10 protein-coding genes and 1 pseudogene are annotated in these 12,370 nt (G+C 65.3%); 3 read left to right on the plus strand and 8 right to left on the minus strand.

Annotated features, from left to right (window positions below; all coding sequences use genetic code 11):
* Position 1 precedes the first annotated feature (1 nt).
* From LD110_RS19400 to LD110_RS19430, 7 genes are all read right to left on the minus strand, one after another.
* Entirely contained in the window at positions 2 to 1,069 is a 1,068-nt protein-coding gene (locus LD110_RS19400) for a sugar phosphate isomerase/epimerase (protein ID WP_225501268.1), read from the minus strand.
* A gap of 98 nt (positions 1,070 to 1,167) precedes the next feature.
* Entirely contained in the window at positions 1,168 to 2,793 is a 1,626-nt protein-coding gene (locus LD110_RS19405) for an ABC transporter substrate-binding protein (protein WP_225501270.1), read from the minus strand.
* A gap of 24 nt (positions 2,794 to 2,817) precedes the next feature.
* The gene (locus tag LD110_RS19410) at positions 2,818 to 3,702 is read right to left on the minus strand and encodes an ABC transporter ATP-binding protein (protein ID WP_225501271.1); all 885 of its coding nucleotides are present in this window, start codon (positions 3,700 to 3,702) and stop codon (positions 2,818 to 2,820) included.
* Positions 3,699 to 4,760 (minus strand): ABC transporter ATP-binding protein, encoded by a 1,062-nt coding sequence (locus LD110_RS19415; RefSeq protein WP_225501273.1) that lies wholly within the window; start codon positions 4,758 to 4,760, stop codon positions 3,699 to 3,701. The genes LD110_RS19410 and LD110_RS19415 overlap by 4 nt, the downstream gene beginning before the upstream one ends.
* Position 4,761: 1 nt before the next feature.
* The gene (locus LD110_RS19420; protein ID WP_225501275.1) at positions 4,762 to 5,778 is read right to left on the minus strand and encodes an ABC transporter permease; all 1,017 of its coding nucleotides are present in this window, start codon (positions 5,776 to 5,778) and stop codon (positions 4,762 to 4,764) included.
* A 13-nt stretch (positions 5,779 to 5,791) separates the two neighbouring features.
* Positions 5,792 to 6,667 (minus strand): ABC transporter permease, encoded by an 876-nt coding sequence (locus tag LD110_RS19425; protein ID WP_225501277.1) that lies wholly within the window; start codon positions 6,665 to 6,667, stop codon positions 5,792 to 5,794.
* Positions 6,648 to 7,709: a sugar phosphate isomerase/epimerase gene (locus LD110_RS19430; protein WP_225501279.1), complete on the minus strand. Its 1,062-nt coding sequence runs from the start codon at positions 7,707 to 7,709 to the stop codon at positions 6,648 to 6,650. Before LD110_RS19430 ends, LD110_RS19425 begins: the two co-directional genes overlap by 20 nt.
* A gap of 155 nt (positions 7,710 to 7,864) precedes the next feature.
* Here LD110_RS19430 and LD110_RS19435 point away from each other — a divergent pair, with 155 nt between their 5' ends.
* The 3 genes and pseudogenes from LD110_RS19435 to LD110_RS19445 all read left to right on the plus strand — a co-directional run.
* Entirely contained in the window at positions 7,865 to 8,563 is a 699-nt protein-coding gene (locus LD110_RS19435) for a FadR/GntR family transcriptional regulator (RefSeq protein WP_225501281.1), read from the plus strand.
* The gene (locus LD110_RS19440; RefSeq protein WP_225501283.1) at positions 8,560 to 9,804 is read left to right on the plus strand and encodes an amidohydrolase family protein; all 1,245 of its coding nucleotides are present in this window, start codon (positions 8,560 to 8,562) and stop codon (positions 9,802 to 9,804) included. Before LD110_RS19435 ends, LD110_RS19440 begins: the two co-directional genes overlap by 4 nt.
* Before the next feature lie 5 nt (positions 9,805 to 9,809).
* Positions 9,810 to 10,790 (plus strand): annotated as a pseudogene (locus LD110_RS19445) (homoserine dehydrogenase); the annotation flags it as partial.
* 171 nt (positions 10,791 to 10,961) lie between these two features.
* Here the strand turns inward: LD110_RS19445 and LD110_RS19450 are convergent.
* The gene (locus LD110_RS19450) at positions 10,962 to 12,368 is read right to left on the minus strand and encodes an NtaA/DmoA family FMN-dependent monooxygenase (RefSeq protein ID WP_225501286.1); all 1,407 of its coding nucleotides are present in this window, start codon (positions 12,366 to 12,368) and stop codon (positions 10,962 to 10,964) included.
* Positions 12,369 to 12,370: the final 2 nt, after the last annotated feature.

The raw sequence follows: 12,370 nt of genomic DNA on the forward strand, positions 1-12,370 counted from the left end.
GTCAGCCCTGGGTGACCGTTGCTTGGTGCAATGTGCGCTGTTCGATGCCCGCGAGCGTGGCCCTTAGGTGCTCCGCGCTGCGCCGGATGAACGCTTCGCCGTCGTAAGCCTGCGCCCGGAACTCCTCGATGGTGGGCACCTCAGACCGCCGCGCCCGCTCGTCGTAGTCGCGTGCGAGCCTGTATAGCTCAGCGACTTCCGCGGGGTCGAGGTCGGGGTGGACGGCACGCCAGGCTTCGTCTGACAGGCCAATGGGCATCTGCATCGTCGGAGCGGCGGGCTCGATCGAAGCCCACAGATCGGGGTTGTGCTCCCATAACGCGCCGAGCACTCCGTCCCAGTCGATCACACCGAGGCCACACGGCGAGAAGCTGCGGGCCAATCCGAAGTCGGTGATCGCCAGCACCGAGTCGCGCAGGTGCGTGGCGCGGACGTACGGTGCCACCCGGCGAGCGGCGGCCACTGGGTCTTCACCGCGGGCCAGGACGTTGGCCGTGTCGAGGGTGATACCCAAGACGTCGGGTCCCACCGATTCGACGAGCCGCACTACCTCATTTGTGGTGATTTCCTCATGCGTCTCGATGTTCAGGTGAATATCGAGGTCTCGGGCGGCGGGCGCGAGCTGGTGGAGGAACTTCTCGATCGCCGCCAGCTGGTCCGGCCATGGTGCGTCGGTGCGGAACCTGTCGTTTGCGTAGTAGCCGGGCAGCTCGGGCTTGTAGTTTCCGCAGGCGACCCATAGCTCGCCGCAGTCGGCTCCCTCGCGGCAGGCTTCCATCAGTCGGATGATGCCCCGCGTGTAGTCGCCTTGGCCCAGGACGCGTACCTCCGGCGCTTCGGCCGAAGCATACGGGTTGACCTTGGCGAGTCCCATCTGGAGGTAAAGGCCCAGGGCGTCCGCATGCTCGCGCACCTCGCGAAGCACTCCGAGGTCCAGGGATGGGGTGATGTCCAGGACGGTGCGGAAGTAGACGCCTTCCATGCCGAGGGACTTGGCGTGCTCGAGGATTGCGATGGGGCTGTGTTCTGCCGCGCCGGGGATCTTGCGCCCGTCGACTCCGATCTTCATCTCTTCTCCTTTGAAAAGGCTGGTGGGGGATGCTTTGGTGCCGCGCCGCCGTCGTCGTCGGTTAAGGGGCGACGACGGCGGGCGGCGACTTTAGGGCCTTACCGGCCCCAGTCCGCGAGCCGGAAGTTCGGTGCGTAAGCGAAGTGCTTCACGTCGGGGCTGACGACGGCCGTGAACTTTGCCCGGTAGAGGATGATCGTCGGGGAGTTCTCCAGCCACTTCTGCACGAGGGAGTCGACGATCGGCTGCTGCGCTGCGGGATCGGCCGTGTTGTTGAGCTGATCAAGCAGCGGCATGGTTCCCGGGATGCAAATGTGCTGGTTGTTGGTCGGGGCATCGCACGTGAGCTTCTTCCGGAGTTCATAGCCGCCAATCGGGGTGCTGTTCTCGAACAGCAACGCGGACTGGTACTTGCCCTGGTTGAAGAGTGTGGTGAAGTCGGCCGGGGGTTTCGCGTCGATGTTCACGGTGACACCGATCTGCTGCCATGCCGATTGGAGCAGCGTTGCGATGTCGGAAACACCTGGGGCGGTGGGGTTGATCATGAGATTGAGCGTCGGCGAGTTCACGCCGGATTCGGCCATCAGTTGCTTCGCCTTGCCCAGGTCATAGGTCCTCGCGGGCTCGAGCGAGGCTTTGTAGCCAGCCATGCCGGGAACGATCGGCCCGTAGTAGGAGTCGCCGTAGCCGTAGGCCACCTTATTGATGATGTCGGTGTACGGCACAGCGTAGGTGAGGGCTTCACGGAACTTCGCGTTGTTGGTGAGCTCACCCTGGTAGTTCATGGAAACGGTCACGGGGGTGGGGCTGTCCGCGGTGATCACCTTGCAGCACGCCTGGGTGCTGAGGTTTTTCACCACCTGCGGGGGCAGTCCCAAAGTGACGTCGGCTTCGCGGTTCTGTGCCTGGACCTGCAGCGTCGGGACAGCGGTTACGAAGTTCACGCGGACGGTCGGTTCGAGCGCCGGGGTTCCGTAGTAGTTGGGGTTGCGCGTGAGCACGGCATGGTTGCCCGGAACGTACTCGGAGAGGACGTAGGGGCCGCTGCTACTTGCCGTGTGGCTCTGCAGCCACTGGTTGGGCGAGTTGGCCTGCACGCCGCCATGGGCCTCGATCTCTTTCGGGTTGTAGATCGACCCACGGCTCTGGGCGAGGCTGTAGAGGAGGGCAGGGTATGCCTGGCGCATGTGGATGACCACGGTCGTGGCGTTGGGCGCCTCAACGCTCGTGATGAGCGGGGGTTGGGTAATGCCGAGCTGGAGGGACAGGGCCCCGCAAGCCCCGATCTTGAGCGTGCGGTCAAGCGAATACTTGACGGCCGCAGCGTCCAGCGGGTCGCCGTTGTCGAACTTCTTGCCGGACTGAAGCGTGAAAGTGTAGGTCTTCCCCTCGTCGGAGACGTCCCACTTGGTCGCGAAGTCCGGTTGGACTTTGCTGGGGTCGGGATCTATCTGCGTGATGCCCGGGCTCGTCTCGTTCGTTGACAGTTTGACGAGGCGGCCGTAGAAGTTGCTCGCGAAGCTGTTCTCGTCGCCGGGGCAGGTGAACGCAGGGTCGAGGCTTGTGATGTTGACGGCCCAATTGACCGTGAACGGCTTGCTGGCTGTTGTGCTGCCCGACGAACTTGTCGAGCCGCATGCGGAGAGGGCTCCGGCGAACAGGACGACGGCTGCGCCGATGGCGCTGCGCTGGACGCGGCCGCGTGCTTCGATGCGACGTGGCATGGTCTTCCTTCCTAGTGGGGTCTCTTAGAGACCGTTGGGGGTGGCGTTTGCTTGAGGTGTGGCGAGCGCCGCGCGGCGGGCCGCCATCACGTCCGGGTCGGGGACGGGGGCCGCCATGAGCAGGCTGACGGTGTAAGGGTGGAGCGGGTTGTCGAACAGCTCCTTGGAAGGCGCAATCTCGACGATCTTCCCGCGGTTCATCACCGCGATCCGGTGGCATAGGTACTGCGCCACTGCCAGATCGTGGACGATGAATAAATAGGTGAGGTTCAGCTCCTTCTGCAGTTCGGTGAGGAGGTTGAGGACTTGTGCCTGGACCGACACGTCGAGGGCGGTAACCGGTTCGTCGAGGACCACGAGTTCCGGATTGAGGACAAGGGCCCGTGCGATGGCAATGCGCTGCCGCTGTCCACCCGAGAAGGCATGTGCGTTGCGCTCGGCCTGTGAGGCTGAGAGGCCTACCCGCTCAAGCATCTGCAGCGCCCGTTCGCGGCGCACCCGCTCGTCACGAACGCCGTGGACGAGCAGCGGCTCCTCGACCAGCTCGCGTACCGAGAACCGCGGGTCCAGCGAGCCGTATGGATCCTGGAACACGATCTGCATACGTGAGCGCAGGCGGCGCATCTCGGCCTTCGAGAGGGACCTAACGTCCACGCCGTCGAAGTGGACGGAGCCCGAATCAGGCTCGATAAGGCGCAGGATGCACGAGGCGGCGGTGGATTTCCCGGAACCGGATTCGCCCACGAGGCCCAGCGTCTCACCCCGTTTGACGTCGAAGGACACGTCCTGGAGCGCCTTGAACTCGCGTGAGCGCCGCAGCCTGCTGCCTACGGACTTGGAGCGGTACGTCTTCGAGAGTCCCCGGACTTCGAGCAGCGGGCGCACGGCGTCGTCGGTCGCGATGGTCATTGATCCTCCTTGAGCTCGAGCTGTCCGGCGAAGTGGCACTTGGCCAACTGGACGCCGTGTGGTCCTTGGACTGTGGCAAGGGGCGGCTCCACGCCCTGGCAGAGGGGATTGCCCTTGCCGAGCGGGCACCGGGGTTCGAACGAGCAGCCCTTGAAAGGCTGCGTGGGATCGGGCAGCGTGCCCGGGATCGTCGAGAGGAGGCCCTCCTGGCGGCGGTCCGTCCGCAGCACGCACTTGAGGAGCTCGCGCGAGTACGGGTGGGCCGCAGAGGCAAACAGGGCCCGGCTCTCGCTCTCCTCGATGAGCTGCCCCGCGTACATCACCTTCACGCTGTCGCAGAAGCCCGCGACGATGCCGAGGTTGTGCGTGATGAGCATGAGTGCGGCTCCGCGGTCCGTGACCAGGCGGTCCAACAGCTCGAGGACCTGCGCCTGCGTGGTGACGTCAAGGGCAGTCGTCGGCTCATCGGCGATGACCAGCTCCGGCGAGTTGGCCAGTGCCATCGCAATGAGGACGCGCTGGCGCATGCCGCCCGAATATTGGTGGGGGTAGTCCGAGAGTCGGCTCGACGCGTCGGTGACGCCCACCTCGCCCAAGAGGTCCGCCGCTTGCCGGCGTGCCATCCGCTTGCTCACGGACTGGTGTACGCGGATACTCTCGATCATTTGGGAACCGATGGTGCGGATCGGGTCGAAGGCGCTCATCGGGTCCTGGAATACCAGGGAGATCCGGCCCCCGCGCACCTCTGAGAGCTTCCTGTCGGACAGCTCCCGCAAATTCGTGCCGCCCAGGCGAATTTCGCCCGCGGTAACCCGGCCCGGTGGCTGGATGAGCCCCACAATGGACATTGCCATCGCGGACTTGCCCGATCCCGACTCGCCGACGATGGCGAGCCGCTGGCGCCGTCGAATCGTGAAGCTCACGTCCCGCACGGCGGCCACCCGGCCGCGCGCGGTCTGGAATTCGGTGCGCAGGCCGCGGACATCGAGGAGTGTGTCTCTTTCCGGGGCGGCGTTGGCTGCGTCGATGGTCATGGTGCTTGCGTTGCTTTCGGTCATGTCACTTTGCTCCTGCTCGGATGCGGGGGTCGACGACGACGTACACGACGTCCGCGAGGAAGCTCACCGTTACGTAGAGGGTGGCGCTGAGGAGGATGACGCCCTGCACCACCGCGAAGTCCTTCTGCAGAATGGCGTCCACCGTGAGGGAGCCGACCCCTGGCCAGCCGAAGACTTTCTCGACGAGCACACTGCCTGTCATGGTCTCCGCGAGGAGCATCGCCGTCGCCGCCACGAGGGAAAGAAGCGAGTTCGGAACGGCGTGCCGCAGGAACACGGATCCCCGCAACAGCCCGCGGCTGCGGGCAACCACGATGAACGGTTCGCGCATCGTGTTGCGCAGCTGGGAGCGGAAGAGGCGGCTTAGGAACGCGAAGGGTCCGACAGCGATCGTCAGCGCCGGAAGGATGAGGTGCCGTAGTGCGTCGAAGAAGGTCCCGAACTGGCCCGACAGAATCGAGTCCACGGTGTAGAGGCCAGTGATCGTGGGCGGCGGGAGGAGGCTCGGCGACAGGCGGCCTTCCGGGCCCGGGAAGATGCCGAGGTTGACTGAAAGCAGGAGGATCGCTACGAGGGCGAGCCAGAAGGGCGGCGAGCCCATCGCCAACGAGGACGCGATCCGAAGCGAGACATCCGCGCCCTTCTTCTTGCGGTAAACGGCAATGGCGGCGAATACCGTGGCCAGGACGACGGCGGTGGCGACGCCGGTGAGGCCCAGTTCCACAGTGGCGGGTAGCCGGGTGCGGACCAGTTCACTCACGGGCTGACCGATGGTGTAGGAGAAGCCGAGGTCGCCGTGGAAGGACGAGGTGATGTAGTTCCAGAACTGTTCTTGGAGGGGCGAATCCAGGCCCATTGCTTGGCGGAGCGAGGTGATGGTCTGCTCGTCCGCGAGCTCGCCGCCGACCAGCCGTGCGGGATCGCCGGGGAGCTTGCGCAGGAGGAAGAAGGAGAAGAGGCTCGCGCCAAGGATGGTAGCGGCGGCAACCCCGAAGCGTTTGAGAATCAGGTTGAGCATGTGTGGCTCCTAGTCAGTCCGCAACGATGTATTCGCCGCGCGGGTCAAGGAGTTCGCGGGCGCGGTCGGCGATGACGGTGGTGAGGGTGACGGCGATGAGGAGGACGAGGCCGGGGAAGGCTGCCATCCACCACTGCCCGGTAAGGAAGAACTGTTGCCCTTCGGTGATCATTGCGCCGAGCTCCGCCTCGGGCGGCTGGGCTCCCATCCCCAGGAAGCCCATGGCGGCGAGGGAGAGTACCGCGGCTCCGAAGACGGCGGCCATCTGCAGCACAATCGTAGAAACCAGGTGCGGAAAGATGTGCCGGAACAGGATTCGGCCCTGGGATGCGCCAATCGCATTCGTGGACTTGACGAAGTCGAGTGCGGCGATGCGCATGACCTCCCCGCGGATCGTGCGCATGTACCAGGGGAATGAGTGGATCGATAGCCCGATGACGACGGCGGGGATGCCTGGCTTGAGCGCCATGACGACGGCCATCGCGAGCATGATCGAGGGGAAGCACAGGATCGAGTTCGTGAGCCAGGTCAGGACTGTGTCGACCATACCCCCGAGTGCGCCGGCAAGGAGGCCCGTTACTGATCCGAGCACGGCACCTGCTATGACGACGACGGCGCCCGCCCCCAAGGAAGTCCGCGCCCCCGTGAGGACCCGGGCAAGCAGGTCTCGGCCCAGGTTGTCGGTGCCCAGTGGGTGCTCGGCAGATGGCGCAGAGAGCTGGGCGGTCAGCTCGGTGGCGTTCGCATCGTAGTGCCACACGAAGGGGCCCACGATCACGATGAGTGCTATGAGGGCGAGCCCGCCCAATGCTCCGACAAGGACTTTGTCGCCCTTGACGATACGACGCCGTGCTACCGTGATCGGCGCTTCAGCGACTGCTACTGCCACGATGTCCTCCCGGGATTGTGTCGATGACTTCACGGAGCCAGGTGGCGCTCTCGGCGAGTTGGCTCCGCCGATCGAGTGGGCTTGGGTCCTGGTCGAGCTCAGCAAGTGACGGGAAGTCGCCTGCCGCGGCCCCGCGCTCGCAGGTCAGGGCATACCGGAACAGCGTTGCCAGTTCCTTGGCGCTGACGTGGGGTTCGGCGTCGAACCAGGCAGGGTCGAAAACGTCGGCGTCAAACCTTCCCAAGTGCTGTTCGAGTGTGAGGTGACGCGCGGGGGCTTCCTCGACGAGCGTGCGAAGGATCGCGTCCCAGTCAAGGACACCCGCCCCGCATGGCCGAAGCCGCCGGCGAAGGCCACGGTCCACGAAAAAGAGGGCCACGTCTTCGAGGTGGGTCTGGTGAATATGCGGCGCGAGTCGCCGCGTCGCCTCAACGGGATCCTCGCCCCGCACTACGAGGTTCGCCACGTCGAGGCTCACACCGACTACGTCGGGGCCGGACGCCTCGACGAGCCGCAGCACTTCCTGCGAGGAAAGGTCCTCATGGGTCTTGAGGTTGAGCCGGAGGCCTTCGGCCCGAAGCCGCGGTACCAGGCCCTGCAGGGTCCGCTGGATTTCGTCGAGCTGTTCTCCGTGAGGGACGTCTACATCGTGGCGGTCAGTTCGTGTGTAGGCGAAGAACTCCTCGCATCCCGCGGCTGCCGCCGCATCAATGAGCGCGTTGAGCCCCGACAGGCGGTCATCGGCAGGACCGAACGGCCCGAGGCTTCCGATGCCGACTTCAAGATAGAGGCCAAGACTGGAGGCCAGCTCACCCGCTTCCTTGAGGGCGACGTCGTCGAGCTCGGGGCTGATCGACCGGGGAGTTGCGAAGAGTGCACCCTCGAATCCGCTCGCGCTGACCCAGGCAAGAGCCTCTTCAGCATGACCGTCCTCGAAGCCTTGAGCGCGGCCGCACATGACGCCAATCCTCATCGACTGGCGTTCCCGGCTGCCGCCGGGTTCGAATCTGGGGTTCTCGACCCCGGACAAATGAGTCGTCATGACATATGATTATCAGGTCGTCTGATGTTTAGGGAAGAGGTTGGGACAAGATCTTTTCCCGCTAATGTGCAATGCAGGCACTTTGCCTCAGGCGCTCCAGCAGCTCGAGCAGGCGAGGCATGAAGAGTTCGTTCAGACCGGAAGGGGTCGAGAGGATGCTCAAAGTCAACCGGGTATCGGCGGTCGATGCAGTGATTGAGGAAATCCGGGCGCGCATTCGGGAGGGCGAATGGGGCCCCGGCGACCGGCTGCCTTCGGAGTCGGAACTCACCCAGAGCTTCGGCATCAGCCGCGCCTCCTTGCGCGAGGCGACACGCGCGCTTGTGCACGCAGGCCTCCTGGTGGTCCGGCAGGGCGACGGAACCTACGTCGATGCAGTGGACGAGGCGGCCGTGGCGCTCAACCGCAAGGTCAACAACAGCAAGATCGCGGAGGTCATCGAGGTTCGCCGCGGGCTCGACGCGCTCGCAGTGTCCCTCGCCACAGTGCGGCGAACCGAGGAAGACCTAGCTTCCATGCGCACGGCCCTGGACGACCGCAACGCAGGCGCCAGCAACAATGATCACGACGCCTTCGTGGAAGGCGATCTGGGCTTCCACATGGCCGTGGCCAGCGCGGCGCACAACGAGCTCCTCACCGACCTCTACCAGAGCCTCAATGTCGCTTTCCGCAAGTCCATCGGGCATGCTATGGGCCACGGCACAGAGGACCATGAAGCGCTCTACCGTGCCATCCAGGAGCGCGACACCACCACCGCGATGGAACTGTCCCTGGCGATCATTGCACGCATGGAGGCGATGCCGGAGACACAAGCCGACTCCCAAGACTTCGCCGGCGACGAGCTGGCGCAATGAGCAAGGGATCCTTGCTCATCACCGGAGTGCGTCCCTGGGGTCGCGCGGAGTGCGACATCCTCATCCGGGACGGCATCATCCACGAAGTGCGCCCGACCGCGGGAATGACGTCCCTCAACGACGGCCCGCCCGCAGGGGAGGTTTTGGACGGCCGCGGCATGCTCGCCCTTCCCAGTTTTTCCGACGTGCACGCGCACTTGGATTCAACGCGCCTCGGGCTTCCCTTCCGACCGCACACCGCGGAGCCGGGACTCCTCGGCCTCATCGCCAATGACCTCGAGAATTGGCGGAGCGCCGAGGAAAGCGTTGCTGACCGCGCTACGAGGACGCTCGGGCTGACGATCGCCTCGGGCGCAACGCTTGTCCGGAGCCATGCGCAGGTCGACTCCTATTCGGGTCTCGACCGCTTCGAGGGCGTGGTCGCCGCGCGGGAGGCCCACTCAGGGCGCGCGCGAGTGCAGGTGGTGGCATTCCCCCAAGCCGGCATCGTGCGGGACCCGGGCACCGCAGACCTGCTCGAGAAGGCCGTCGCTGGGGGCGCGGACCTCGTGGGCGGCATCGATCCGTGCGCCGTGGACCGTGACCCGGCCCGTCACCTGGACATCGTCTTCGGCATCGCAGAGCGCCACGGCGTCGGAGTGGACATCCACCTTCATGAGCCCGGAGAGCTGGGAGCCTTCACCATCGAGCTCGTGTGCGAGCGCGTGCGTGCGCTGGGACTGCAGGGCAGGGCAACCATTTCGCACTGCTTCGCCCTCGCGACCTTGCCCGCCGACCGCAGTGAGGCTTTGGTCGAGCAGCTCGCCGAACTCGATATCGCCCTGACGACGATCGCCCCGAGTGGCCAGCGCGGCCTCCCGGCAGACCGCCTCGCTGCCGCCGGGGTGCGACTTGGATTGGGCCAGGACGGCACTCGCGACTACTGGTCCCCTTTCGGAGACGGGGACATGCTGGGCAGGGCGTGGCAGCTGGCCTTCACCCAGCAGTTGCGTCGCGACGATCACATTGAGCGGACTGTGGCCATCGCGACAGTTGGCGGGCGGTCGATTGCGGAGCCGGGGAGTACGACGGCGAACTGGACTGACAGCGCGGACAGCCTGCCCGGCATTCAGTCCGGCGAGCCTGCTGATCTCGTCCTCCTTCCGGGCGAGACCGTTACCTCGGCGGTCATGGACCGGCCTGGGAACAGGATTGTCATCCATCGCGGGAACGTCGTCGCGATAGACGGATCACTCATATGACGGCGATGAATGGACGCCAGGTGCTCAAAGTCGCGTTGCTGGGCTGCGGAACGGTGGGCAGCCAAGTGGCGCGGATCCTCCTGGAGGATGCGGAGGCACTCGCGGCGCGTTCGGGTGTGCGGGTCGAACTGGCGGGGGTCGCGGTGCGGAACGTCGGTGCGACGCGCGACGTAGACCTGCCACGCACTCTCTTCACGGCCGATGCCGAGGCACTCGTGGATTCAGCGGACCTTACCGTGGAGCTTATGGGCGGAGTGGAGCCGGCACGTTCGCTCATACTGCGAGCCATCCGAAAGGGTGCCTCCGTAGTAACAGCAAACAAGATGCTGCTGGCGCAGCACGGGCCCGTTCTGTTCGAGGAGGCAGACCGGCACGGTGCGGAGCTGAGCTTCGAGGCAGCCGTTGCAGGCGCTATTCCGATCGTCCGTCCCATCCGCGAGAGCCTTAGGGGTGACCGTATTACGCGCATTTCCGGGATCCTGAACGGAACGACGAACTTCATCCTGGATCAGATGGACACCACGGGCGCCGACTTTGAGAACGCGCTAGCCGAAGCCCAGCGTCTCGGATACGCGGAGGCGGATCCGACGGCGGATGTGGAGGGATACGACGCCGCCGCGAAGGCCGCCCTCCTTGCAACGCTCGCTTTCCACATGCCGGTGGGGCTCGAGGACGTGAGTTGCCAGGGCATCTCCGGGATCACGGCCCAGGACATCTCGAAGGCGAGGGAGTCCGGCTCCGTCATCAAGCTGCTTGCAACGGCCGAGCTCGTGCGCTCTGGTGCGGGCCGGGTGGGAGCGGATATACGCGTGCATCCGGCACTGCTGCCGCGGGAGCATCCACTTGCGTCGGTGCGCGGGGCATATAACGCGGTCTTCGTCGAGGCTGAGAACGCGGGCCAGCTGATGTTTTACGGCGCCGGCGCGGGTGGCCGACCGACCGCCTCCGCGGTGATGGGGGACCTCATCTCTGCCGCTCGCAAAGTTGCCTCAAGGCCAAGCCTGGCTGAAGCGGCAGTATGAATTAAAGCCACTGGGACCAAACCGTCAGCTGCAACGAGAGCAGCTGACGGTCGGCGTCCGTGCGACTGTCGCCATCCGAACCGCGTAGAGGCTCCTCGCCGCCGTCGACGTCGGTGGGCAACCGGCCGGCCCTGGTCACCGTCCGCTCCCGACGGCGGCCGCCGCTTCAATTGCCAGGTCCCCTGCGCCACCGGGCCGGGAAGGGACCGGCAACCCAAGGTGTTCGCGAAGCGTCGAACCGCGGTATTCCGTCGGATACACACCACGCTCCTGCAACTCCGGAACGAGGTGGTTGACGATGTCGTCCAGGCCGCTCGGAATGAGCCATGGCGAGATGTTGAAGCCGTCCACCGCACCAACACGTGCGTACTCGGCCAACTGATCCGCCACGGAAGAGTACGAACCGGTAAAGGTCGAATCAATGCGCGCGGTCCGGGAGGTCACAAACTGCCGGATCGATTGCCCTTTCTCCTTGGCCTCTGCCCGCCACTGATCAGCCAGTTGCCGGGCCTTGGCGCCGTGGAAGCCGCTCCCCCGGGTTTCCGACGTTTCCTCCACCACGGGGTCGATTTCCGGCAGCGGCCCGTCGGGATCGAACTCGGACAGCTCGCGGCCCCAGAACTGCTCCAGGTAGGCGATGGCCTGCTGCGGACCGATCTGCAGGCCGCGAACCCACTCCTTCTTCTCCGCGGCTTCGGTGTCCGTTGCCCCAAGGATGAACTCGCTGGCCGGCATGACCTGCAGCTCGTTTGGTCCCCGTCCCGCCGCAGCAGTCCGGGCGATGAGGTCCTTCCGGAACTGGACGGCGTCGTCGAGCTTCGGATGCGCGGAGAAGATCACGTCTGACTGGCGGGCGGCAAAGTCCCGGCCTTCCGGCGAATCGCCCGCCTGGAACAGCACCGGCCGGTACTGCGCGCTCCGCGGCAGGCGCGGGGTTACATCTATGGTGTAGTGCTGGCCCTCGTGCCGCACGCGGCCCCATGATCCACCGGACGGCGATCCAGAACCGTCCCATGCATCCCAAATCCTTTTGGCCGTTCGCACGAACGCCTCGGCATGCACATAGCGGTCGGCATGATCCAGGTAGCCGCCGCGCCGGAAGTTGGCCCCGGTCCAGGCGTTGTCCGTGGTCACGATGTTCCACGCCGCCCGTCCACCGGACAGCAGATCCAGCGTAGAGAGCCGGTGTGCCAAGTCTGCCGGATCGTTGTATGTGGTGTTCTGCGTGGCTACAAGACCAATCTTCGATGTCACAGCAGCGAGCGCCGCAAGCATCGTCTGCGCATCAGGCCTGCCAGCGACATCCAGCTCATGCGGGCGTCCCAGGTGCTCGCGGAGCCGCAGGCCCTCGCCGAGGAAGAACGCGGCAAAGAGACCCCGCTCGGCGGTCTGCGCAACGCGGCGGAACGATTCGAAGTCCGTCTGCGAGCCAGACTGCTCGGACTTCCAAATGGTCCCTGAGTTCACGCCTTGGAAGAAGACTCCAAACTGGATCTGGCCAGACGGCTTGAAGCCGGCGTCGGTGATAACGCCATTAGTCATGA

It is taken from the genome of Arthrobacter sp. M4, from assembly GCF_020251205.1.
Taxonomy (GTDB): domain Bacteria; phylum Actinomycetota; class Actinomycetes; order Actinomycetales; family Micrococcaceae; genus Arthrobacter.